Below are 24,720 nucleotides of genomic sequence, written 5' to 3'. Positions count from 1 at the left end.
CATGCAGTCCTTTAAATACCGAGCGCTCGACTCAGGCGGCATCGCCCTCAATGGCCGGCTCGACGCCGAAAGCCAGGAGAAAGCCGCAAGCCAGCTTCAGGAGCGTGGCTTACTGGTGCTTCATCTTGAAACGTCCGCCAGCGGCGCCTCGTCCAGTTTCAAGAACTGGTTCCAGCGCCTTCCGCTCAATGCGGTCGAGCTCGCTCGCTTTACCCAACAGCTCGCCACCTTGATTGGCGCGGGCCAGCCTTTGGAGCGAGCGCTGAATACGCTGGTACGTCAGCCCAGCAAACCCGAAGCGCGTCTGCTGCTGGAGCGCATTCGTGACCGCGTCAAAGGTGGGCAAACGCTTTCATCCGCCATGTCACTGGAGGGCCCGCAGTTTTCCGCCCTCTACCTCAGCCTGATCAAGGCCGGCGAAGCCGGTGGTGAATTGGGCGAGACGCTTGGGCAATTGACCGCGTACCTGGAGCGAGCACAAAAAGTCAGAAGCGAGGTCATCAACGCGCTGATCTATCCCGCCTTCCTGATTGTCGGCGTGCTCGGCTCGCTCATGTTGCTGCTGGCCTATGTGGTGCCTCAGTTTGTGCCTATCTTCTCCGGACTCGGGGTACCGATCCCGTTGATCACCGAAGCCATTCTCGGACTGGGGCAGTTCCTGGGTGACTACGGCCTTTACCTGTTCGTGGCGCTCGTGGCGGCGTTCTTGTTGTTTAATCGCCATCTTCGCACCACCGCCGGACGCCTCTCCTGGGACCGACGAATACTGCTGTGGTGGGTGGCCGGTCCCTTGTTGCTACGCCTAGAGACGGCCCGACTGACGCACACCCTGGGCACTTTGCTCAGCCAGGGCGTGCCCTTGATTGCGTCGTTTGATATCGCCTTGCAAGTCTGTAAAAACCAGGCCATTCGCGGCGCGGTGGAACAGGCCATCGTCAAAGTCAAAGACGGCAGCCGACTCTCCAAAGCGCTGGAGACCGAAAGTGTTTTTCCGGACCTGGCGATCCAGATGATTCAAGTAGGCGAAGAGTCGGGCACACTCGATACCATGCTGCTCAAGGTGGCCTCGGTATATGACGATGATGCCAAGCGCAGTATCGATCGTTTGCTGGCCGCCCTGGTCCCCTCCCTCACCCTGATAATGGCCGCTCTGGTGGCATTGATCATGCTGGCGATCATGCTCCCGCTGATGAGTCTGACCAGTAATATTTGATTTGAATGGAATCTGAAAGATGAAACGTGTTCGCTCATTTCCTTCTACCAGCCGTGGTTTTACGCTGCTTGAGATGCTGGCCGTGATTGTGTTGCTCGGCGTCGTGGCCACAATCGTGGTGCGCCAGGTCGGGGGCAATGTCGATAAAGGCAAGTACGGCGCCGGCAAGGCACAGCTGGCCAGCCTCTCCATGAAAGTCGAGAGCTACGGCCTGGATGTGGGGTCCCCGCCCAAGGATCTGGTCGACCTCACGACCAAGCCCGCCAACGTCCGCAACTGGAATGGCCCCTACGCCAAACCCAGCGACCTGAAAGACCCCTTCGGCAATGCGTTTGGCTACCGCGCCCCCGGCGAGCACGGCCCCTTTGATCTCACGTTCTACGGCAAAGACGGGCAACCCGGCGGCGATGGCTACAACGCTGACGTCGGCAACTGGGAATAGCGGTGAAGCCAGGCCGCCCGGCTGAGCAGGGCTTTACCCTGCTGGAGATGCTGGCTGTGATTGTGATCATCGCCATCGGCTTCAGCGTGCTCGCCTTTGGCGTGTCACAAGGCCTGGAAAAGGCGCGGGACCGCCAGGCCAAAACAGACCTGGCGCTGGCCTTACGCAACGTGCGCAGCCAAGCCATCATGAGTGGCCAGACCGCCCTGCTGCACATTGATCTTTTACGCAACGGCTATCAGGTACCCGGGCAAGCGGAACACTTGCTGCCTCAAGGCATGCAGATGCGCCTGACCACCGCAGCGAACCTGTCCCCGCAGCACGGAGCCATTGCCTTTTACCCGAACGGCAGCGCCAGCGGCGGCAATATCTACTTGGAAAAAGGCACGCGCGCGTGGCGCGTGGACATCGCCTGGCTCACCGGTAAGGTCTCATGGACGGAGGTAGAGCAGCGATGAGCCCCCTCAAACACCCTACTCAGGGTGGATTTACGCTGCTGGAGCTGCTGGCCGCCGTGGCGCTTTTGGGAGTTGGGTTTGCCATTTTTTTAAACGCCATGGGGTACACCACCAAGGCGCTGACCCAGGACAACCAAACCACCCACATGGCTCTACTGGCCAAGTCGGTCTTTGACGAACAGACCAAAGGGCTGCTCAAGCCCGGGCACTGGGAAGGCAAGATTGACGAAGTGAACTGGCAACTGACGTCGACCCTGGCCCCGGGTAAGTCTTCCGTGGAGCTCTATCGGTTGGAACTGGCCCTGGAGCAAGGCACCCGCCAAGAGCGCTTCACCACGCTACGGGTGCAAGGTCGAAGCTCGGTGCAAGCGCGATGAGGTCGAACAACCGCGGCTTCACCCTGCTGGAGGTACTGATTGCCCTCAGCTTGCTCGGCTTGCTGATGGTCCTGATCGCCTCAGCCTTGACCGTCAGCAATCGCACGCTCGACCTCAGTGAACGGTATTCCAATCGCCTGAATGAAGTCAGAACGGCTCAAGGCTTTTTGCGCAGTGCTCTGCAACAAAGCCTTCCTGTCGCATTTCTGCATGATGCCAAAAACGTTCAGTGGGTCTTCGAAGGCGAGCGCCAGACGATGCGTTTCGTAGCACCTCTGCCGTCGCAACTGTCGGGGGGTGTCCAGCTACATTCATTCGCCCTGGTGGACAATGGCAAGGGCGCCGCTGACCTGCAGGTGAGTTTTACGCAGATCAAGGCTGACGGTCTGCACACCTGGGGAACGCCCCAGACACTGCTGCAACACTTGAGTCAGCTGCGCTTCAGCTATCGAGGCCTGGACAACAGTCTTCACACCACCGGCTGGCTTGAACGTTGGCCGTGGCCAGAAAGGCTTCCACAATACGTGCGGATCGAACTCGCCGCCCAAGGGCAAATCGACTGGCCACCGCTAGTGGTCGCGATCCCCCTGAGCCCTGCCGAAAACTCAATCGGGGCAACGCCATGAAGCCTCAGCGCGGTGCGGCCTTGATCCTCGCCCTTTGGGCGCTGGCGCTGCTGAGCCTGATGATGGGCGCCGTGGTGCAAGCCATTCGCCTGGAGAATCGCCAAAGCGCCTATGAGCTGCAACACGCCAAGGCCCAGCTCGCGGCAGAGGCGGGGCTGGCGCTGGCGATTCAGGCGCTCACCGCGTCTCCCGCCACCCTCATTGCCGATGGGCGTCCCTACGCGTTGTCCTTTGACGACGCACAACTAACGGTCAAGGTTTACAGCGAGCGCGGCAAACTGGACGTGAACTTTGCGAACGTCGACAGCCTCGCCCGCCTCACCCAGTATTTGGGGGCCTCACCGGCTCAAGCAAACCAAATTGCCGCCGAAATAAGCACTAGACGCGCGAGCAGCAATCCCCTCAAAGCAATCGAGGAACTCCAGTCATTTCCGGGGATGGATCCGACACTGTATGAACAACTGGCGCCTGACTTGACGCTGTGGACGGGGCTGGGTCAACCTGATCCGTCGTTTGCCTCCGAGGTCGTTCGTTCGGCGCTCAAGCTTGGGCCTTCCCCCCTTGGGAGAAACCCCGGTACTGTTCTCAGCGTGCACGCACAGGCCGTTCTTGCCACAGGGGCTTCAGCAGATCTGAACGTGGCTTTTTTACTCAACCCTCAAGGAGACGGCACGCAACTCTACCGCGTGCTGCGTTGGCAAGAATGAAGACAGCAATAGGGAATGGGTCCTCAGCCCTGCGGACGCTAAAAAGTCAGCTGTCCTACCAATGGCGCAGTTCAGTGTTGCCGGCCTTTTTTCGGTGGTGGCGCGCAGAACTGATCGCCTGCTTGCCCAAACAATGGCGAGAGGTGCTGGAACCCTCGAACCGAGAGGTGCTTCTGTACGGGCGCGCGGATGGAACCTGGAGCCCCCAAGGCATTGAGGCCACCCTCCCCACTCTGCCCACCCATGAACGGCAACGTCGATACGTCTTGATCCTGCCACGCGACCAGGTCCTCCTGATACCGGTCCAACTCCCCATGGCCGCCTCGCCAGACGCCGAGGCAGCGCTCGCCTTTGAGATGGACAAGTACACGCCTTTCAAGTCCAGCGATGTCTACTTTGACAAGGTGCACGTCCCGAACGGGAGCAAACGCCAAGACCACCTGGACCTTCAGTTGATCGTTGTGCTGCGCGAACGACTCGACGCGGTGCTCGATAGCGCAAGCCAGGCTGGGCACCGAATCGATGCGGTCGACGCACTGAACGATCAAGGGCAGCGCCTGAACATCAACGTGCTTCCCGCCGCGCGACGCCCCGCCAACAGCCACCCCACCCAACGACTGCACCAGATCGTGGCGGGACTGAGCGTGGTCCTGCTCGTGTCGATCATGCTGCTGTGGGTGCACAACCGTCAGAGCGCCCTGGAGGAAATGACTCGCCAGGTCAAAGCGCTGCGCAGTGACACACAACAGACCCAAGCGCTGCAACAGCAGCTCAATGGATTGCTGGACGCTGGGCGCTTCGTTGAGGATCAAAAGGCCCGGGCACTCTCCAAGGCTGCGCTGCTGCACGAACTCAGCACCTGCATTCCCGCCAACACTTGGTTGGAACAGTTGGACATCAACCAGCAAGGTACCGTCAGCCTTGGTGGACAGAGCAGTCAGGCCGGGGAGTTGATCGGAAAAATGAAAGCCTGCACCCGCTTGGAGAGCCTGCAGTTTCAGGGCATCATTCAGCCTGACAGCAGCACCGGCCTGGACCGGTTTAGCCTGACAGCCCAATTACGTATCAAGGATGATCTCCATGCGTCTGCGCCTGACAGCCCGTGAGCAGCGAGGCGCAGCATTAGCACTGGCGGCAGGTACGCTGGTGGCCGCCTACTTCCTGTGCATCCATTGGTGGTTTACCGCGCCCTTGCAGTCCATCGCCGACGAGATGGACACACTGCGCGCCAATCAGCAACGCTACCAGGCCCTTCAGGCCCAACGCCCCGTTATTGAAGCGCAGTTGGCCGCAGCCAAAAATGCGCCCCAGGGCAACGATCGCCTGCTCTCAGATTCCGACACGGGTGCCGCCACCGCACAGTTGATGCAACTGGTCTCCTCGAAGCTTCAGGCCGTTGTCACGCCAGGCAGCACTTGCAACATGACCAATCGGATGCCTATCGCCGCTGGCGAGTCGGGTCCTTATAAGCAAGTCAAAGTCAGCATCAATCTGGACTGCAACATCCAACCCCTCGCCGCCCTCCTTTATCAACTGGAGAACGAACGAGTCTCACTGTTTGTAGATACGCTCAGCCTACGTCGCAGCCCACAGCAAACGCCCGAACAAAGCCATCGCCTGACTGCCCAGATTCTCGTCAGCGCCTATGCCCGCAACGGCGCGCCCAAAGAGACCGCCCAGTGAGCCTAAAAAGACTTGGCGGCCTCAACGTGCTGATGACCGTGTTGATCGTGCTGATGGCTGTCGCCGGCGTCGCCATGCTCAAGGGCTGGGGGACCGCGATTGAGTGGTACCCCAAAGCCGAGCAAAGGCCTGCGCCACCGAAGATGGCTGCCTCCATCGCCACCGCACCGGTACCGCTGCAAACCTATAGCGAGACCTGGACCCGTTCCTTGTTCAATCAGGACCGGGGCGTCGACCCCGTCGCTGCTGCGTTGAATGTCGAGACCAGCATCCCGGCCCTCACCGGGTTATCGCTGACAGGGGTCGTGATTTCTCCACCACTGCTCAAAGCCTTCTTCAAGACCTCCGAGGGTAAAAGCCTGGGCCTGCTCAAGGGAGAGTCCCTGCCCAATGGCTGGGTCGTGGAAAAAATTGAAAGCGGGAAAGTCTCGCTGAGCTTCAAGTCCACTCAGCAAGACCTGTTGCTCCCTGTATTGAAAGTCCCTAATTCGGCGCTGCGCTGAACCGGCCAAGCGCCCCACGAATATCGCTACCGTCGCCAAGACCCAAAGGATTGCTCAACGTGATCAAACGCTTCGCCTACCCGTGCATGACCAGCCTCGTGCTGTTGTCAGGTTGCATGTCTACGCCTACCGACGAAGCCCGGGATGACAGCATCCTTCAAGCCGGTTTGGCTGGAACAGGCTCTGACCGCCCCTCCGCGGTGAGTACATCCTCCGCGATGGCGAGCTCACAACCCGTTTATGTCTCGCAGCCCCCGCAATCTCCCCAGCATCAAATCATTCGGGGAACCCGCAATCTAGCCGCCCCCAAAAACGCTGCGGTGAAATCAGCCCCTGCGGCGGTACCGGGTGAAGCCGGCACCATGTTCAACTTCTCGAGCATTCCGATCCAGGCGGTGGTCAACACCATCCTGGGCGATGTCCTCAAAAAGAACTTCAGCATTGGCCAAGGGGTCACGGGGGATGTGACGTTCTCCACCTCCAAGCCGGTAGACAAGGAACAGGCTTTCGCCATCCTGGAAACCCTGCTGTCCTGGACCAACAACGCCATTATTCTTCAGGGTGATCGTTACCTGGTGCTGCCGGCCAACCAGGCCGTGGCCGGTAGGCTCACACCGCGGATGTCGATACCCGAGCCTGGCAGCGGACTGACAGCGCGCTTCTTTACGCTGGACTACATGTCCCCTGTCGAGATGCAGAAACTGCTCAAACCCTTTGCCCGGGAAGGCGCGTTCCTCACGGTCGATACGTCGCGCAACGTGCTGGTGATGGCCGGCACTCCCGATGAGCTGAACAACTATCAGCAAACCATCAGCACCTTTGACGTGAACTGGCTTAAAGGTATGTCGATCGGGGTCTTTGGGTTGAAGCGCGCCAACGTCACCCAGTTGATGCCCGAGCTGGACCGGTTGTTCGGCCCTCAAAGCGGAACCCCGCTGGCCGGCATGCTGCGCTTTCTGCCCATCGAGCGCACCAACGCCATTGTGGCGATCTCACCGCAGCCGGAGTACTTAAACGACGTGGCGCGCTGGATCGACACCATCGACCAAGGCGGCGGCAACGAGCCACAGATGTACGTCTACGACGTGCGCAATATGAAGGCCACTGACCTGGCCAAGTACCTTCGCCAGATTTACAGCGATGAAGCGGTGCCGGATGAGCCGCCGGCTCAGGTCGCGCCGGGATTGCGCACCGTAACCTTGTCAAGCAGCGGAATGGGTGGTGGCGCCAACAGCGGCCCTACGATGCTCGGCGGTGGTGCCAACTCAATGGGCAACAACGCCATGGGCGCGATGAGTGACAACCGCTCAACAGAAGCCAACGCCGCGGAGGAGACTCAGGGTAATACAGGGAACCGATTGAAAGGCGGCTCTACCGACTCGGTCCGCATCACCGCCCAGAAGACCAGCAACCAACTGCTGGTGCGCAGTCGCCCCACGCAGTGGGCAGAGATTCAGTCGGCCATTCAACGGCTCGACAACATGCCCATGCAGGTCCAGATCGAGACGCGCATTCTGGAGGTGAGCCTGAACGGCTCGCTAAACCTGGGTGTGCAGTGGTACTTGGGGAATCTGGCCGGGAACTCCACCACCAAAGGCATCGAGAACGTATCGGGTAGCCAGGGTGCGATCGGCAGTGGCGGCGCCGCACTCGGAGCCACCGACTCACTGTTCTACTCGTTCGTCAGCAAGAACCTGCAAGTGGCGCTGCACGCGCTGGAAACCAATGGCAACACTCGGGTGCTGTCGGCGCCCTCTCTGGTGGTCATGAACAACCAGCAAGCGCAGATCCAGGTCGGCAACAACATCCCGATCAATCAGACCACCATCAACACCGGCAGTACGAACCTGACCACGAGCACGGTGCAGTACGTGCAGACCGGCGTGATCCTGGACGTCGTACCGCGCATCAATCCGGGTGGCTTGGTGTACCTGGATATCCAGCAACAGGTCAGTGACGCCAGCACCACCGTTGACGCCAATGGCAACCCCACGATTTCAACCCGGGCAGTGTCGACTCAGGTCGCCGTGCAAAGTGGTCAGACGGTCCTGCTGGGTGGCCTGATTCAGCAGAACGACTCCCGAACGGATAACAGCGTGCCCTACCTGGGCAAGATTCCAGGGCTTCAGTGGTTGTTTGGCAACACCGAGCGCAAGCGTGGCCGGTCTGAGTTGATCGTCTTGATTACGCCGCGGGTTATCACCGGCAGCAGCGAAGCGAAGGATGTTACCGATGAGTACCGGCAGAAGATGCAGTTGATGACGCCGATGAAAACCACAAAAACCGATATCTGACCGGTCATTACAGAGGGACCTGTAAAATGCTTCGATCAACACCACGGCTAATCAAATTAATCTCTCAGCTGTTTGTCTTCAAAAAAGAAAACAGCAGAAAAAATCGCAGCTCTGCAATAATGGGATTCGCTGCTGGGTTGACTGCGCTGACCCATCTACCCAGCGCGTACTCCGAAGTTGTTATTGATGTTAATGGCTATGGATATTATAACCACATTGACAGTTTTCCCAGCATTGAATTAGCTCTCCAACGATGTTATGCGTTTGCAAGTAGCTTTGGCTATAGCAACGGCGCTTGTCAAGAAGGGGGGCTCCCACCAATCGTTGACGTTCAAGCAGGCTGGTTTATCGTTTGGAACGATGACCATACAGTTGCAACCGGTCACTCAGGGGATTTCTATGTCAATAAATGCCCGCCACCTTCAGTTTTCAATGTATCGACCGCCAACTGCGGAAACGACGAACAAAAGGGCACACCGCCTGCCTATAGCTGTGCAGGCAATCCAATCAACATCGCGATTGGTAATAAGTTCCAGGTAGAGAACGACTTCAAGTCAGCTTCGGACAGTAATCTGGTCTTTAGCCGCTACTACAACAGCCTGGATGGCATCTGGCGACATAACTACTCGACTTTTATTCGCTTTGCGGTCGGCAAGCTTTCTTTGATCAGAGCAGATGGGCGAGAAACCTTCTTCAGCGTAAATGGCGACATCGTCACCCCTGATCCGACCGAGACCGGCATCCTCAGCAAATCAGCCAACACCTGGACCTACACCTCAGACACCAATGAGCAGTTCATCTTCGATAGTAATGGCCGCCTGATCACCCAAATCGACGCCGTGGGCCGTACCCAGCAATTGACCTATGCGAATGGCACCGTCACGGTTACCGGCGACACCGGCCAAACGCTTTCCTACACGGAAGACGCATCGCATCAGCCCCTCAGCCTCACCGCTGGCCCTCTGCAGATCGCCTACACCTACAACACCAACCACAACCTGACTCAGCTCACACGCACACAAGCGGGTGTCACCCAGCAGCGCCTCTTTCATTATGAAGACCCTAACCGATACTACCTGCTCACCGGCATTACCGATGAGCGTGGTGTCCGCTTCGCGACCTGGGCCTATGATGCGCAAGGCCGTGCGATTTCTAGTGAACACGCCGGTGGTGCTCAGCGCACGCTGGTGGCCTACAACGCCGACGGTTCGAGCACCGTGACTAACGAGCTGGGTAAGAACGCAACCTATCGGTTTACCAATTTGGGTGGTGTGAAGCGCGTCACCGCCATCGAGGGCGAGCCCTCCTCCAACTGTTCTGCCAGCAATTCGGCCTACACCTACAACAACAGCGGCCAGGTGCTGACCAAGACCGATGCCAAGGGATTGATCACCACTTACAGCTACAACGATCGTGGCCTGGAAGTCAGCCGTATCGAGGCCACAGGGACGCCACTCGCTCGCACAACCACCACTGAGTGGGACCCTTCACGATTTTTGAAGACCAAGGTGGTGGAACCCACACGAACCACGCTATACACCTACGACGCCCAAGGCCGGCCATTAAGCCAACAGACGACGCCCAATTGAGCCGCTCTCTTTCTCAGAAGGACCTGAACATGCCGCTCCCTGCCTTCTGTCTTGGAGTGCTTGCCTTGGCCTGTGGTTTATTGCCGCTGCCGGTCTCGGCCACCACCCTCAATTACTCCTACACCGCACTGGGCCAGATCGCCACGGTGGGTAGCCCGCGGACCGACGTGTCGGATATCACCCGCTTTGCCTACGACGCCCAGGACAACCTGACCACGATCACCAACGCTCTGGGTCAGGTCTCGACGCGTGCCAACTTTGACAGTTACGGCAATCCGCAAACGGTCAACGATCCCAATGGTGTGGGATCCACACTGACCAGCTGGCTCGCCTCCAGCAGCATTGTCGGCGCCACGACTCAATACGCCTATAACGCTTTCGGGGATCTAACCCAGATAACTGCGCCCGATGGGAATTGTTTTGTCTTACACCTACGACAAAGCATGTCGTTAGATGGCTGAGCAAGCTAATAACCATTTAAGATTTTTAATATCATTTAATTGGAGGCAGGGTAATGAAGAGCGACCCCCTTAACTGGCTTTTAGTTTGCTCAAAAACAAAAATAAGCGCATATGTATTTGCTGGAGTGGTGTTTTTCTCGTCTAGCTACTCTGCACCCACGTTGTCGGCGGGTCGATTATGGATTACAGGTGGCTGGGGTTCTACAGTGGCTGCTACTGCTATTGAGTCGTGTATGAAATTTTACGACGTGCAAACGACTCCGGGCAGTCAGTATGGTATGTGGAGTTATACAAATGCAGAGGTTTCAAAATACGATACGCAACAGCTTAGCTGCAGTGCAACTGAAACCTGGGCACCTAATGGCGAAGTTACTAACCGTGCGCCTGGCACCTACACTACGTGGGTTTATCGACAGCCGTCCTGCGCAGCCGATTCTACGGATTTAGATACAGGCGTGTGTGTTGTGCCTGGCACATCGGGAAGAAACAAAGGCGCACCCTCCCCGGAACAAGTGTGCTCTTTGGTGGGAAACCCGATAAATGTGATGGGCGGAAATAAATTCCAACAAGAAATTGATTATAAAGCGAATGGCGTTGTTTTTTCTAGATATTACAATAGTACGGACGGGGTTTGGAGACACTCTTTTTCTGCGCATTTAATATCGCAAGGGGCTAACACATTTGTAATTCTGTCAGATGGTCGTCAAATAGACTATACAACAAGTTCGAGTGGATTTGTAGCAAAGTACGGAGAGGTGGGGAAGCTGGATCAGTCTGCCACAGGATGGCACTATGTATCTAGTGATAACACTGTTTACACATTTGACTCTCTAGGGCGTCTTGTGTCTAAAGATGAACCGTCAGGCCGGCTTTTTGAAATAACTTATCCGGAGTCAAACCCAGTCAATAATTCTGGCTCAGAATTAAATATCGTCGTCAACGGGGCCAAGCATTACACATTGATTGAGGATTTCTTTCATCAACCGATAAAATTTTATGATGGTCAAGTGACGCTGGATTATTTATATGATAGCAACTCGCAGCTAACGGAGTTCAAGACAACGGTCGGTGGCATTTCAAGCACAAGGCAATATCAGTATAGCGACCCGAATGATGTCAAACTCCTCACGGGCATCGTGGATGAGAGAGGTGTATTGATCGCTAAGTGGTCATACGATTCCTCCGGTCGTGCAATATCTAGCGAGCATGCTGGCGTGAGCGATAAGGTAATGTTGACGTATATTGGAAATACATTGGCCGTAGCGGAAAACAGTCTAAGTAAAAAAACCACTTATACTTTTCAGTATGCCATATCGAGCCCACGTATTTCGAGCATAGCGGGAGAGGCGTCAGCAAACTGCCTGGCAAGCAATTCGAGTTATACGTATGACGACTCTGGACGGATTATTTCAAAAACAGATGCTTTAAATAGCGTCACAACTTACACCTACAATGACCGTGGCTTGGAAGTCAGCCGAGTGGAAGCCAGCGGCACCCCTCTGGCTCGAACCACCACCACCGAGTGGGACCCATCACGCTTTCTGAAAACCAAGGTGGTAGAACCTACACGAACCACGCTATACACCTACGACGCGCAAGGCCGGCCATTAAGCCAGCAGACGACCTCCAATTGAGCCGCCCTCTTTTCCAGAAGGACCTGAAAATGCCCCACGCAGCCTTTCGTCTTGGCGTGCTTGCCCTGGCCTGTGGTTTTTTATCACTACCGGTCTCGGCCACCACCCTTAATTACACCTACACCGCACTGGGTCAGATCGCCACGGTCGATGGTCCGCGCACTGATGTGTCGGATATCACCAGCTTCGCCTACGACACCCAAGGCAATCTGACCACGGTCACCAATGCCCTGGGTCAGGTCTCGACGCGCGCTAATTTTGACAGCTACGGCAATCCGCAGACTGTCACCGATCCCAATGGCGTGGTTACCACCCTGACCTACACCCCGCAGGGCTGGCTGGCCTCCAGTAGCATCGCCGGCGCTACGACTCAGTACACCTACAACGCCGTCGGGGATCTGACCCAAATCACCGCACCCGATGGGAGTTTTTTGGCCTACACCTATGACGATGCTCGCCGCTTGATCGCGGTGACCAACACTCTGGGTGAAACGCAGAGCTATGTGCTCGATGCGATGGGCAACAGGACCTCAGCTCAACTCAAGGACGCGAGCGGCACCCTGACACGTCAGCAGCAAAGTACCTATGACGAACTCGGCCGCTTACTTACTCAGGTCGGTGCAGGCGGACAAACCACCCGTTATGCCTATGACCTCAATGACCAGTTGACCCAGAAAACCGATGCGCGCAGTAACGCGACCAACCAGGCGTTTGATGCCCTGGGGCGTGTGACGCAGGTGACCGACCCACTGGGCGGCATCACGGCGCTGACCTACAACACCGACAACCAGATCACCCAACTGGTCGATCCGCGAGGCGTCACCACTCAGTACGTCTATGACGCTGAAGGTCGAGTGCTGCAGATCCAAAGTCCGGATGGCGGCACCTCGAATTTCACCTATGACGAAGCCGGCAACGTCTCGCAAAGAACCGATGCCCGCGGGATCATCACCACCTACCAGTACGACGCGCTGAATCGCCTGATCGCCCAGCACTACCCAGCGACACCGGCTCTGGATGTGCTTTACACCTACGACCAAACCGATGGTGGAAATAGAGGCATTGGTCGACTGACTAGTATCCAGGACCCCAGCGGAACCGTGGCCTATGTCTACGATGACCGCGGCCAACGGATCGCCCAGAACCGAGCCTTGAACCTGGCCGGTCTGAACATCAATGCTTCAACGACGTACAGCTACGATACGGCTGGCCGAGTGGCCCAACAGGGTTACCCCGACAATGTGGCGGTGAGCTATGCTCGCAACAATGCAGGGCAGGTCAACGCGGTTTCGTTGACCCTCAACGGTCAAAACTTCCCTATTGCGGCCAATATCGCCTATGCCCCGTTCGGCCCGCTCACGCAACTGACCTGGGGCAACGGCCTGACCCTCAGCCGCACCTACGACCAGGACTACCAGCTCACGACCCAAATCATCGGCAACTGGCAAAACCAGTATGGCTTTGACCCCGTTGGGAATATCACCCGCCAGCAGAGCAACCTCTGGGGCGCGGTGCAGTACCAGTACGATGCACTGAACCGACTGACCCGTGAGCAGAGCGCGACCACGCAGAAGGACTATGCCCTCGACGCTGTCGGCAACCGGACCCAGCGCACCACAACCGATTTGGCCTCCGCCACCGTCACCGAAACCCAGACCGCAACCGTGGCAACCGACAGTAATCGCCTGGCAACGGTGGAGGGGCTGACACTTCCTTACGACACTGCGGGCAACCTGCAGCAGAACACCACCGGTTTGCGTTACACCTACGATGACAGCGGCCGGATGAATGCGGTGTACCAGGCAGGGGCTCAGCGTATTGCTTCCTTCACCTATAACAACCTGGGCCAGCGTACGCTCAAGCTGACGTTTGATCCGGTGAGTGGTGCGCTGGTCAGTGGCAGCACCTATCTGTATGGCCCTGGCGGAGAGGTCATCGGCCAGGCCGATTACGGCGCCAACGGTCAACGCCTCGTCACGCGCTACTGGATCTGGCTGGACGGCATGCCGTTGGCCCAGGTGGAGCTGAACTACACCCAAGGAGTACCCAGCGGTTTCCAGTTGGTGTACCTGCACTCTGACCATCTCAACACCCCGCGGTTGGCCAGCACCAATCAGGGTATTGTCTGGAGTTGGATCAGTGATGCCTACGGCGCAGCACTGCCCAACGAGGATGTGGCCGGCAGCGGCACAGCCACTCATATCCCGCTACGCTTCCCGGGTCAGCTCTACGATGCGCAAACGCAGCTGAGCTACAACTACTACCGAGACTATGACGCCAACTTGGGACGTTATGTGCAGAGTGATCCGATTGGGCTCGGTGGTGGACTGAATGCTTACGGGTATGTGGGGGGAAATCCACTCTCTTTTGCAGATCCATTTGGTTTGCAGACTAGTGTAACGATCTGGCAGCCCGTAGGAATGGGAGAGTCGTCTTTTGGTCATGTTTCTGTTGACATCAATGGTCAAACTTATTCTTTTGGTCCCGGAGGCATGACAATTTTGCCCACTACTGAATATGTTGATAAAAATGGGTTCAGAGAGGGTACTGCCGTGAGTTTGAGCCTTACCCCGAAGCAGGAGACCGCACTCGAATCTTGCCTGTCATCCCCGCAGGGAAACTATAGGGCGCTAACAAACAATTGCGGAAGTCCCGTCCAAAACTGCTTGAAGGCTCAAGGCATTGACACCAGCAATCAGTTACTTCCAGTTTCTCTCGGTAATAAACTGATAGATAAGGGGATTACTAATGGCGTAATTAGTTACCCGGCAACACGCCCTTCGAAGGGATGGAGCGCTCCATGGGCCAGATAATCAAAACAATAGCACAACTATTATTTATATCATCTCTGTTGGTGGTTATTTACTTCCTATTCCGGGGCGTGAGCAGTTGGCGCCAAGGGTACACTTGGGAGGAAATGGACTGGAGCCAAAGTGGCAGCACTTCTGTTGCAGATTTTTTCTCAGCCAGCGATATCGGAAAGCGTGAAGTTACAGTCAGCGGAAAGAACTGTATTGAGTATTACTCTTACAAGGATGGACTACGAGTTAAATTGAACTGCCCTAAATAGACATATTGCAATCTTCCAGAGTACACGGCTGATCTGAGAAAATTCTAGGCAGTGGGGGAGCGTAGCCCCCCACACAAACATTAGGCAATGCAGCGAGGGATTCGCAATGACAGATGCACTCAACACTCAGGATGAGGGCTCCATTCCTGATTCACTTACCTCAACCCCCCCTACTTTCTTTATTACACGGCTACGATATGAAAGTCGCCTAGCGCTTGATAGTGAGCGTTTGGACAGGAAGGTTTGATGCTAATGATGCGACCATGAACAACCCCCCTCTCATAACGAAAAAAAATCAATGCCAAAAGTACAAACAAAAACAGAATTGACTGACTTTCTAGGTGAGCGATGAAGAAGATAATATCGAGGTTTTTTATGCTTTTGGGGGGTAGCGCGATCTGTTTAGGTCCAGCGCATGCCGATGACTACTATTTTTGGCTACAGCAAGAGCCAACGCCAACATACCCCTCATACCCCTCGGGCCAAGCTGCTTGTCAGGCTAAACAGGATCGATATACTGGGCTTTATGCCAGTTTTGCTCCTCAGTATTTTGGTGCAGGTGACTATCGAGAGGGGCAGTTCGCAGGCGGCATATGTAATATGTACTGGATGGAGGATGGCCACAGCCTTGGGTGGATTGGTGTTAATTTTGTAGCAGGTTCCTGTTCAAATGGAGGGGCATTTAATAATTTCTCAGCCGAATGTGAGTCACCGGAAAAAGAAGCCCTGCGTAAAAGCATAGGCCCACCAGAGGACAAATTGACATGCAACTCTCCTGCATTATTTCAAGGAAACCCAATTAACATCGCGACTGGCAACAAATTTCAAGTGGAAACCGATTATGCTCCGTTCTCGAACGACCCAAGCTCATCCTCTCTGAGATTCGTACGTTACTACAATAGCCTGGATGGATTATGGACTCATAATTATGCAGCGCACTTGGCATTGACCAGCTTTAGCATCAACTTGATAAATTTTGATGGTCGACAGTCTCTGTTTAGTCGGGTGGGAAATACAGCCACCGCCGAACCGACGGAGCTTGGCTCTCTCGTTTTTATTGACAACACTTGGATCTATAACTCTCCAGACAATAACATTTTAATTTTTAATACCTCAGGCCAACTGATCAGTTGGCAACACCCGGCAGGCAATGTACAAAATTTATCTTATAGTGGATCTAACATCTCTGTAATGGATAACTATGGCCATGCGCTGAGCTTTACTGAGAGCGCTAATCACCAGCCGCTCACCCTGCAAATTAATGATCTATCTGTGATCTACAGTTACAATGGCTTTGGGCAAATGACCAGCGTAACTCGCAATCGTGCTGGAGTCAGCAATATTCGTCAGTATCACTATGAGGACAGTTCTCACCCTACATTACTCACGGGGATCACAGATGAGCGTGGCATTCGTTTTGCCACTTGGCACTATGATGCTCAAGGGCGTGCTATTTCAAGCGAGCACGGTGGTAGCTTAGAAAAGGTCAACCTGGTTTACAATGCTGATGGTTCTACCACGGTTACCAACGCCCTAGGTAAGAGTGCGGTTTATCATTATCAGGTTATTCAGGGGGTGAAGCGTATTGTTGCTATAGAGGGTGAGCCTTCGCCGAACTGCTCCGCCAGCAACTCGTCCTACACCTACAACGACCGTGGCCAGGTGCTGACCAAGACCGATGCCAAGGGATTGAGCACCACCTACAGCTACAACGACCGAGGCCTGGAAGTCAGTCGAGTCGAAGCCAGCGGCACCCCTCTGGCTCGAACCACCACCACCGAATGGGACCCATCACGTTTTTTGAAGACCAAGGTTGTGGAGTTCACTCGAACCACGCTATATACCTATGACGCGCAGGGACGGCAGCTGAGTCAGCAGACGACGCCCAACTAAGCCTGACCACTTTACTCAGAAGGACCTGAAAATGCCGCACCTTGCCTCACCCGCTTTTCTTGTGGGCGCACTCGCTCTGGGCTGCGTTATTTGTCCTTGCCTGTGTCGACCTCAACCATTAACGACACCTACACCGTCCCGAGTCAGATCTCGAGGCGGGTCGTTTTTGATACCGATGGTAATCCACAGAGCCATTACGCCCATTTCAAAATCAGTTCGTTGGCTGGCTAGGACGTTTGTGATCAACGCCCCTCAGAGTTGGGATTTAAATTGATCGATTTTAATTCCAGCGCCATAGCATATAAATATTCTTATCAACATATTATTTAATAACTCGCCCCATGCGGAGCCTGATAGATGTTTAAGAAAATACTAGTGGCTTTTATGGCCCTGCACATGGAGCTTGCTTATTCGCAAACCATTTCATTCTGGGCGAGCACCAACTTTTTTTACCCGGTTTTCAGTGATCCGGTCCAAGGTTGCGATTATATGTACTCTGACTTCTACTGGGGAAGCTCAGGATACCGACCGGATCGGAGCAAATATGAGACACCCACGACATTTTTATGTGGTATTGAGCACTCAGACCTGACTACGTTTGGAACCATAACGCATGTTACAGCCTCCTGCGAGAATGGCACATCATATAACTTCAGCACCAGAAGCTGTCAAATGGCTGGACAAAAGGGTGCAGGGCAAGATCCACTCGTCTGCCCGGCCACTACTCCGTCTGGTGTAGTGGGCAACCCTATCAATGCCTTGATAGGTAATAAATTTCAAGCTGAATATGATTTCAGCGTCGGCGGATACAACCCTCTAACACTGTACCATTACTACAACAGCAGTGATCAAAAGTGGACACACAGCTATTCAGACCACCTGAATATAGGGGACGACTCTATTGCCATTGTGCGTTCAGATGGCCGCGAAACCATCTATGCAAAAAACGCCGACAGCTATACTTCGGATTCAGATTTTGGGACATTAGAGGCGCGTACCGACGGCTGGACCTACAAAGCTTCGGATGGGGGCCGGATGGAGTTTGACCTCAGCGGGCGTCTTGTTGAAACATATACTGTGGAGGGGGGCTCGCAATTTTTAACGTATGAAAGTGCAGCCCCCTATTATGTGGTGACCGTGAAGAACGGGTTAGGGAGCGAGGTAAAAATTACTGAGACTCCCCGCCATGAGCCGATCGCGATATCTTCATCGGGTGTAAGCGTTGGGTTTACATACGGAGACTCGTTAGACAGCGTCGAAACAACCGAAAACGGTGTCACAACCACCCGTCGATATGAATATACGCGTGTAACTTCAGTGCGCAATCTTCTGGCCGCCGTTATTGATGAGCGTGGAGTAAAGTTCGCCTCTTGGAGTTACGACTATATGGGAAGACCTCTGTCCAGCGAGCACTCAGACGGGGCCCAGAAGACATCTGTCTCTTACTTAGATGGGGCGTCAATTGTTACGAATGCGCTCGGAAAAAATGTGACTTACCGATACCAAAACATGCATGGCGTTAACCGTATTGTCAGCATAGAGGGTGAGCCCTCCCCCAACTGCCCAGCGAGCAACTCATCCTACACCTATAACGATCGCGGCCAGGTACTGACCAAGACCGATGCCAAGGGTTTGATCACCACCTACAGCTACAACGACCGAGGTCTGGAAGTCAGTCGAGTGGAGGCTAGCGGTACGCCTCTGGCTAGAACTACCATAACCGAATGGGACCCTTCACGCTTTCTGAAGACCAAGGTTTTGGAGCCCACGCGAAGCACGCTATATACGTACGACGCGCAAGGAAGGCCGCTGAGTCAGCAGACAACACCCAACTGACCCTGACCATTTTTCAGAAGGACCTGAATATGCAGAACTCACCTCTCTTATCGACACCTTTGATCCAGTCAGCCGCTACCCGGCCCGACAAGATCCGTAAGAGAAAATTAACTCGCGCCACAACATACATCTGACCCAGCAACCTCTAAAAGCTTCGAGCTCATGCCTTTTTTAACGTCTAACAAGGAGATACATTTTGCTAAAAAAAACGAGGCGTCTGTATGGAGTTATAAGCACGGGATTGAACTACGGCACTATCGCTTTCATGCTATTTTTTTCTCAGACAAGCATGGCTTATGACGAAAATTTTTATTGGTATGCCGAATTTGGAGAGGGTGACTTCAGATATCCAACTCCCATCGAACCCTGCCAAGACTATATGCGCGCCATTGCTATTGATGCCAATTTTGTTTCAATGCTATATTATGGCATCAGTAAATCTCTCCGAGAAGGTAGCCCGCACATTACATGGGCGGCGCATAACGAATATTACTGTGGTGGTACACTTGACGCTTCTGATGGTACGTCTCAGACAATTGATGATTGGGGTTGGGTTGCACTTCATGGCCAATGCCCTAGCCCCCAGCGTCTCGATGAAGAGTCGGCGACCTGTAAGGCTTTGAACTTATCACCTGGCCAGAAAGGATTCGCGTCCAATCCAACTTGTAGCAAACCATCGTCACTGACAGGAGATCCAATCGACTTTGTGACAGGAAACAATCTGCAGGAAGAAATAGATTACGCAGGAAAATCGTTGTCTTTTAGCCGCTTCTATAATAGCGCTGATGGCCTTTGGCGTAGTAACTATTCTGCTCACCTAAGAATTTCGCCCTATCAGATTACATTAGTTATGGCAAATGGGGAAGAAAAGATTTTTAACAGAAACGGCCAGGCACTTGTCCAGGCTTCTGGAAACTACGGCCTGCTGCAAGCGGCTGACACTCGCTGGGTTTATAGCGATGGCGATGTCGGAAACTATACTTTTGATGAGGGTGGTCGACTTGTAGAAGTCGACCCTATGGGAGGAGTAAAAATCAATCTTGCCTATGAGGACAGTAAGGTGGTAGTGACGTCTGACACAGGACTTTCGCTATCCTTCTCGCAAGATAATTTTCATCAGCCTCAATCGCTATCTATTAGCGGACTCAATGTTAGCTACACTTACAGCTCGGGAGTACTGGCTCGCAAAACAATTGTTAAAGATGGCGTCGAGCAGATCACAAATTATTTGCATGAAGATGCTCGCGACGCTTCACTACTAACCGGCATCGTTGATGGTGATGGTGTTAAACGCGCAGCTTGGAAATATGATGATGCAGGACGTGCGATCAGTAGCGAATTGGCCGGTGCCATAGGAAAAGTCGGTGTATATTATGCACCAAATGGCGACCCGTCAGTAACGAATGAGCTTGGAAAGGTAACCAGCTATCATATTTTAAATATCAACAATTCAAAGCTGATATCCTCAGTTAATGGCGTGCCAAGTGCAAACTGTTCTGCCAGTAATTCTTCATACACGTATAACGACCTTGGACAAGTTTTGACAAAAACCGATGCCAACGGATTAGTCACCACTTACAGCTACAATGATCGAGGCTTGGAAGTCAGTCGAGTGGAAGCCAGCGGCACCCCTCTGGCTCGAACCACCACCACCGAGTGGGACCCATCACGCTTTCTGAAGACCAAGGTGGTAGAACCCACACGAACCACGCTATACACCTATGACGCCCAAGGCCGGCCATTAAGCCAGCAGACGACCTCCAATTGAAACGCCCTCTTTTCCAGAAGGACCTGAAAATGCCTCTCGCTGCCTTTCGTCTTGGCGTGCTTGCCTTGGCCTGTGGTTTTCTATCGCTGCCGGTCTCAGCCACAACCCTCAATTACACCTACACCGCACTGGGCCAGATCGCCACGGTTGATGGTCCGCGCACTGATGTGTCGGATATCACCAGCTTCGCCTACGACACCCAAGGCAACCTGACCACGGTCACCAATGCTTTGGGCCAGATATCGACGCGCGCCAACTTTGACAGCTACGGCAATCCGCAGACCGTCACCGATCCCAATGGGGTAGTCACCACCCTGACCTACACCCCCCAGGGTTGGCTGGCCTCCAGTAGCATCGCCGGCGCCACGACTCAATACGCCTATAACGCCGTGGGGGATCTGACCCAGATCACCGCGCCGGACGGGACCTTTCTGGCCTACACCTATGACGACGCACGACGTTTGGTGGCGATGACCAACACCTTGGGTGAAACGCAGAACTACGTGCTCGATGCGATGGGCAACAGAACCTCAGCTCAACTCAAGGATGCGAGCGGTACGCTGGCACGTCAGCAGCAAAGCACCTATGACGAGCTCGGTCGTCTCCTCACCCAGATCGGCGCAAGCGGACAGACCACCCGTTATGCCTACGATCTCAATGACCAACTGACCCAGCAGACCGATGCACGCAGTAACGCCACCAGTCAGGCCTTCGATGCTCTAGGTCGTGTGGCGCAGGTGACCGATCCGCTGGGCGGCATCACGGCGCTGACCTACAACACCGACAACCAGATCACCCAGTTGGCCGATCCTAGAGGTGTCACGACCCAGTACGTCTATGATGCTGAAGGTCGAATGCTGCAGATCAAAAGCCCGGACGGCGGCACCTCGAACTTCGCCTATGACGAAGCCGGCAACGTCAATCAAAGAACCGACCCGCGCGGCGTGATCACCACTTACCAGTACGACGCGCTGAATCGCCTGATCGCCCAGCACTACCCAGCGACACCGGCTCTGGATGTGCTTTACACCTACGACCAAACCGATGGTGGAAATAAGGGCATTGGTCGACTGACCCGCATCCAGGATGCCGCCGGCGCCCTGACCTTCCGCTATGACGAGCGTGGTCAGCGGATCGCGCAAAACAGGGTCTACAACCTGGCTGGTATCACCGTCTCGCAGACTTACACCTACGACAGTGCCGGCCGCATCATCGCTCAGGGTTACCCGGAAGGCGTCTCGGTCACCTATACCCGCAATACCGCGGGTCAGGTCAGCGCAATCGACATCAGCCGCAATGGACTGACATTACCCGTTGCCAGCCAAATTGCTTACGTCCCCTTTGGTCCGATCAAACAGTTGACCTGGGGCAGTGGCGTGACGCTGAACCGCACCTACGACCAGGATTATCAACTCACAGCGCAAGCCATCGGCAGCTGGAAGACCCAATATGGTTTTGATCCAGTGGGCAACCTCACCAGCCAACAAGATAACGTGTGGGCCTCGGTGCAGTATCAATACGATGCCCTCAATCGCCTGACCCGCGAACAGACGGCCAGTGAACAGAAAGACTATGTGCTGGATGCGACAGGCAACCGTACGCAGCGCACAACCACGAATCTGAGCTCGGGCCAAGTGACGGCGACCCAGCACACCACGATTGCCACCGACAGCAACCGTGTAACCACCCAGGACGGCATGACCCTGCCGTATGACGCAGCTGGCAACCAGCTGCAAAACACCACGGGCCTGACCTACACCTACGACACCAGCGGACGGATGAACGCGGTGTACCAGGCCGGTACGCAAAAGGTGGCGGACTACCTCTACAACGCGCTGGGCCAGCGCAGTGTAAAACGCAATTACGACCCGGTCAGCGGTGCCTTGGTGAGCGGAAGCTTGTACCTGTACGGCCCGAACGGCGAGATCATCAGCCAATCGGACTACAGCTCCACAGCGCAACTCCTGGCCAGCCGTTACTGGGTCTGGCTGGATGGTATCCCGCTCGCACAGGGAGAGTTGAACTACACCCAAGGGGTGGCCACCGGCGGGCGCTTGATCTACCTGCACCCGGACCACCTGAATACCCCACGCGTCGGAACGACAGCCGTTCAGGGCATGGTGTGGAGCTGGATGAGTGATGCCTACGGCACCACAGCGCCCAACGAAGACGTTGCGGGCACCGGCACCCTCACCCATATCCCGTTGCGCTTTCCCGGTCAGCTCTACGATGCGCAAACGCAGCTGAACTACAACTACTATCGGGACTATGATGCGAATCTGGGGCGGTATGTGCAGAGTGATCCAATTGGATTGGAGGGGGGAGTCAATACGTATGGGTATGTCAACGGAAACCCGCTGACCTATGTGGACCCCTACGGCTTGTTCGGTTGGGCGGACATGCCGAGTATTCCGCAACCAGCACTTGATTTCACAATGGGCATTGCAGATGCAGTTTCCTTTGGTATTGGACCTTTGGCACGTCAAACGCTTGGTGTTGATGGAGGGGTGAATAGGTGCTCTGGTGCCTATTCGGCTGGAGAATGGGCATCTCTTGGCCTTGGTGTGGGCCGCATGGCTTATGCTGGAATTGCAAAGGTCGGGGCTGCTGCTGCAATAGATGGTGCAGCCGCTATGGAATTCCGTAATGGGGTGAAGCGTGTCATGAGAGGTCCACTCGCGGGGTCCAATTACCGCATCAAGAGTTATGAGGATTTGCTCGCGAAGTATGGTTCTGACCAAGCCATTCAGGCCGCAGCAGGGCGGACCAATTCGGCGGTGAACGCGGTCGGTGCCGGTATGGCCATTGGTGGTGCGATCGGCGCTACAACTTGTGGATGCCACTGATGAAAAGATTATTTTATACCGCCATCTGGCTTGTTATTTCGTTGCTGGCCGGTGCAGCTGGCAATTATCTCTTTGAGGTTAATTTCTGGGTCGCCTCGCTCATCGCCGGGCTTGCGTTGATGGTGAATGGCTTGATTGCAGAGTGGGAAGATCGTCGACGTGATCGCAACTCTTGAATGAATACCGACCTGTACGCTTCGAGCGGCATGGTTTTGGCAACATGCCGCTGGCCTAGAAGGTGCTGGCCGGATCATCACCCAAGGTTACCCTTGACCTGGGGCAGTGGCGTGACGCTGAACCGCACCTACGATCAGGATTACCAGCTCACGGCGCAGACCATCGGCGGCTGGAAGACCCAATATGGTTTTGATCCAGTGGGCAACCTCACCAGCCAACAAGATAACGTGTGGGCCTCGGTGCAGTATCAATACGATGCCCTCAATCGCCTGACCCGTGAACAGACGGCCAGTGAACAGAAAGACTATGTGCTGGATGCGACAGGCAACCGTACGCAGCGCACAACCACGAATCTGAGCTCGGGCCAAGTGACGGCCACCCAACACACCACAATTGCCGCTGACAGCAACCGTGTAACCACCCAGGACGGTATGACCCTGCCGTATGATGCAGCCGGCAACCAGCTGCAAAACACCACGGGCCTGACCTACACCTATGACTCCAGCGGACGGATGAACGCGATGTACCAGGCCGGTACGCAAAAGGTGGCGGACTACCTCTACAACGCGCTGGGCCAGCGCAGTGTAAAACGCAACTACGACCCGGTCAGCGGTGCCTTGGTGAGCGGAAGCTTGTACCTGTACGGCCCGAACGGCGAGATCATCAGCCAATCGGACTACAGCTCCACAGCGCAACTCCTGGCCAGTCGTTACTGGGTCTGGCTGGACGGCATCCCGCTCGCACAGGGTGAACTGAACTACACCCAAGGGGTGGCCACCGGCGGGCGCTTGATCTACCTGCACCCGGATCACCTAAATACCCCACGCGTCGGAACGACAGCCGCTCAGGGCATGGTGTGAAGCTGGATGAGTGATGCCTACGGCACCACAGCGCCCAACGAAGACGTTGCGGGCACCGGCACCCTCACCCATATCCTGTTGCGCTTTCCCGGGCAGCTCTACGATGCTCAAACACAACTGAACTACAACTACTTCCGAGATTACAACCCAGAGACTGGGCGGTATGTGCAGAGCGACCCAATTGGGTTGGGCGGGGGGATGAATACTTATGCCTATGTAAATGGCAATCCGATTAGCAACACTGATGTCAGGGGGAATAAATGACGAAGCTCATCTCGGCCAT

At 55.1% G+C, this 24,720-nt stretch carries 21 protein-coding genes; all 21 read left to right on the top strand.

The genetic code is table 11. The features are described 5' to 3' along the window. The first annotated feature begins 1 nt into the window (after window position 1). The 21 genes from gspF (at window position 2) to M5C56_RS30615 (ending at window position 24,701) form a co-directional block, all read left to right on the top strand. Complete coding sequence (gene gspF, locus M5C56_RS30715; RefSeq protein ID WP_103496177.1) at window positions 2-1,213, top strand: type II secretion system inner membrane protein GspF; 1,212 nt, start codon at window positions 2-4, stop codon at window positions 1,211-1,213. 19 nt (window positions 1,214-1,232) lie between these two features. Next, window positions 1,233-1,655, top strand: a complete 423-nt coding sequence (gene gspG / locus M5C56_RS30710) for a type II secretion system major pseudopilin GspG (RefSeq protein ID WP_103496178.1) — start codon at window positions 1,233-1,235, stop codon at window positions 1,653-1,655. 2 nt (window positions 1,656-1,657) lie between these two features. Beyond that, the gene (locus M5C56_RS30705) at window positions 1,658-2,113 is read left to right on the top strand and encodes a GspH/FimT family pseudopilin (RefSeq protein WP_247263460.1); all 456 of its coding nucleotides are present in this window, start codon (window positions 1,658-1,660) and stop codon (window positions 2,111-2,113) included. Next, on the top strand, window positions 2,110-2,490 hold the full coding sequence (locus tag M5C56_RS30700; RefSeq protein ID WP_103496179.1) for a prepilin-type N-terminal cleavage/methylation domain-containing protein: 381 nt from the start codon (window positions 2,110-2,112) through the stop codon (window positions 2,488-2,490). The genes M5C56_RS30705 and M5C56_RS30700 overlap by 4 nt, the downstream gene beginning before the upstream one ends. Continuing rightward, window positions 2,487-3,116, top strand: coding sequence for a prepilin-type N-terminal cleavage/methylation domain-containing protein (locus M5C56_RS30695; RefSeq protein WP_103496180.1), 630 nt, complete (start codon window positions 2,487-2,489; stop codon window positions 3,114-3,116). The genes M5C56_RS30700 and M5C56_RS30695 overlap by 4 nt, the downstream gene beginning before the upstream one ends. Further along, window positions 3,113-3,823 (top strand): helix-hairpin-helix domain-containing protein, encoded by a 711-nt coding sequence (locus M5C56_RS30690; RefSeq protein WP_103496181.1) that lies wholly within the window; start codon window positions 3,113-3,115, stop codon window positions 3,821-3,823. Before M5C56_RS30695 ends, M5C56_RS30690 begins: the two co-directional genes overlap by 4 nt. Next, on the top strand, window positions 3,820-4,929 hold the full coding sequence (locus M5C56_RS30685) for a PilN domain-containing protein (protein WP_103496186.1): 1,110 nt from the start codon (window positions 3,820-3,822) through the stop codon (window positions 4,927-4,929). The genes M5C56_RS30690 and M5C56_RS30685 overlap by 4 nt, the downstream gene beginning before the upstream one ends. Beyond that, on the top strand, window positions 4,904-5,506 hold the full coding sequence (gene gspM, locus M5C56_RS30680; protein WP_103496182.1) for a type II secretion system protein GspM: 603 nt from the start codon (window positions 4,904-4,906) through the stop codon (window positions 5,504-5,506). The genes M5C56_RS30685 and gspM overlap by 26 nt, the downstream gene beginning before the upstream one ends. Beyond that, window positions 5,503-6,009 (top strand): general secretion pathway protein GspN, encoded by a 507-nt coding sequence (locus M5C56_RS30675; protein ID WP_103496183.1) that lies wholly within the window; start codon window positions 5,503-5,505, stop codon window positions 6,007-6,009. Before gspM ends, M5C56_RS30675 begins: the two co-directional genes overlap by 4 nt. An 86-nt stretch (window positions 6,010-6,095) precedes the next feature. Beyond that, window positions 6,096-8,303 (top strand): type II secretion system secretin GspD, encoded by a 2,208-nt coding sequence (gspD, locus tag M5C56_RS30670; protein ID WP_247263471.1) that lies wholly within the window; start codon window positions 6,096-6,098, stop codon window positions 8,301-8,303. Window positions 8,304-8,329: 26 nt separating this feature from the next. Next, entirely contained in the window at window positions 8,330-9,892 is a 1,563-nt protein-coding gene (locus M5C56_RS30665; RefSeq protein ID WP_247263459.1) for a DUF6531 domain-containing protein, read from the top strand. A 29-nt stretch (window positions 9,893-9,921) separates the two neighbouring features. Then, window positions 9,922-10,353: an RHS repeat domain-containing protein gene (locus tag M5C56_RS30660; protein ID WP_247263458.1), complete on the top strand. Its 432-nt coding sequence runs from the start codon at window positions 9,922-9,924 to the stop codon at window positions 10,351-10,353. Window positions 10,354-10,406: 53 nt separating this feature from the next. Next, window positions 10,407-11,987 (top strand): DUF6531 domain-containing protein, encoded by a 1,581-nt coding sequence (locus M5C56_RS30655; RefSeq protein ID WP_247263457.1) that lies wholly within the window; start codon window positions 10,407-10,409, stop codon window positions 11,985-11,987. Window positions 11,988-12,016: 29 nt separating this feature from the next. Beyond that, window positions 12,017-14,800, top strand: a complete 2,784-nt coding sequence (locus tag M5C56_RS30650) for an RHS repeat-associated core domain-containing protein (RefSeq protein ID WP_247263456.1) — start codon at window positions 12,017-12,019, stop codon at window positions 14,798-14,800. 605 nt (window positions 14,801-15,405) lie between these two features. Beyond that, the gene (locus M5C56_RS30645) at window positions 15,406-16,950 is read left to right on the top strand and encodes a DUF6531 domain-containing protein (protein ID WP_247263455.1); all 1,545 of its coding nucleotides are present in this window, start codon (window positions 15,406-15,408) and stop codon (window positions 16,948-16,950) included. 357 nt (window positions 16,951-17,307) lie between these two features. After that, on the top strand, window positions 17,308-18,786 hold the full coding sequence (locus tag M5C56_RS30640; RefSeq protein WP_247263454.1) for a DUF6531 domain-containing protein: 1,479 nt from the start codon (window positions 17,308-17,310) through the stop codon (window positions 18,784-18,786). Window positions 18,787-18,982: 196 nt separating this feature from the next. After that, window positions 18,983-20,554 carry a DUF6531 domain-containing protein gene (locus tag M5C56_RS30635; protein WP_247263453.1) on the top strand — a complete coding sequence of 524 codons (1,572 nt, stop codon included), beginning with the start codon at window positions 18,983-18,985 and terminating at the stop codon, window positions 20,552-20,554. Next, window positions 20,551-23,400: an RHS repeat-associated core domain-containing protein gene (locus M5C56_RS30630; protein WP_247263452.1), complete on the top strand. Its 2,850-nt coding sequence runs from the start codon at window positions 20,551-20,553 to the stop codon at window positions 23,398-23,400. The genes M5C56_RS30635 and M5C56_RS30630 overlap by 4 nt, the downstream gene beginning before the upstream one ends. Then, complete coding sequence (locus M5C56_RS30625) at window positions 23,400-23,576, top strand: hypothetical protein (protein ID WP_247263451.1); 177 nt, start codon at window positions 23,400-23,402, stop codon at window positions 23,574-23,576. The genes M5C56_RS30630 and M5C56_RS30625 overlap by 1 nt, the downstream gene beginning before the upstream one ends. Window positions 23,577-23,669: 93 nt before the next feature. Beyond that, window positions 23,670-24,437 (top strand): hypothetical protein, encoded by a 768-nt coding sequence (locus tag M5C56_RS30620; RefSeq protein ID WP_247263450.1) that lies wholly within the window; start codon window positions 23,670-23,672, stop codon window positions 24,435-24,437. A gap of 6 nt (window positions 24,438-24,443) precedes the next feature. Beyond that, window positions 24,444-24,701: an RHS repeat-associated core domain-containing protein gene (locus tag M5C56_RS30615; RefSeq protein ID WP_247263449.1), complete on the top strand. Its 258-nt coding sequence runs from the start codon at window positions 24,444-24,446 to the stop codon at window positions 24,699-24,701. The last annotated feature ends 19 nt before the right edge of the window (window positions 24,702-24,720 follow it).

Source organism: Pseudomonas sp. MWU13-2862 (assembly GCF_023242495.1).
GTDB lineage: Bacteria > Pseudomonadota > Gammaproteobacteria > Pseudomonadales > Pseudomonadaceae > Aquipseudomonas > Aquipseudomonas gingeri_D.
This window is presented reverse-complemented; position numbering and strand designations above follow the sequence as displayed.